Source organism: Anoxybacillus sp. CHMUD (genome assembly GCF_013096965.1).
Taxonomy (GTDB): Bacteria; Bacillota; Bacilli; order Bacillales; family Anoxybacillaceae; genus Anoxybacillus; species Anoxybacillus kestanbolensis_A.
The window spans coordinates 1-445 of sequence record NZ_SDLG01000076.1 but is presented as its reverse complement, the minus strand read 5'-3'; the positions used below and the strand labels follow the sequence as shown (position 1 = coordinate 445).

General features: G+C 40.0%; 1 protein-coding gene. It reads right to left on the bottom strand.

Annotation, left to right across the window (positions count from 1 at the left end):
• Nucleotides 1–445 (bottom strand): hypothetical protein (locus ETB99_RS14670; protein ID WP_305792556.1); only part of this gene is annotated, 445 nt, incomplete at both ends.

Sequence of the window (445 nt, the reverse complement as noted above, 5' to 3'; positions counted from 1 at the left end):
GTCTAATACTTTATTTAACGCAGCATGCGAGACCCATATCTCACTGTTTTCTTTATTTAAGTTCGTTTCGTCATCTATTCGGATCAGCTGTTTCATCAAACGTCCAAATTCGCCACTCGAACGGTCATTGATGGTGGCAATACCATATGTTGTCTCGTTTTTATATTCGATCCACTGATAGACGATGGAGAAACCGACTAGAGGTAGTAAAAACAATGAAAGTTTCAGCCATTCTTGTTTCGAAAGGAGAAATGGTCGTTCTTTTAACTTCTTTGCTTCTTTGAAAGAAAAGTCTTGTCCTAGCAAGATCTGAACGAAACTGATGCCTAACGCGACTACAGTAAAAGGAAGAAGCCAGATGGAATCTTCGCGAATGAACCAAAAGAAAGGAAAAGAAACAGCCAGCCCTAAAAACCACGGCAGCAATTTTCTGCGGGAACTATAT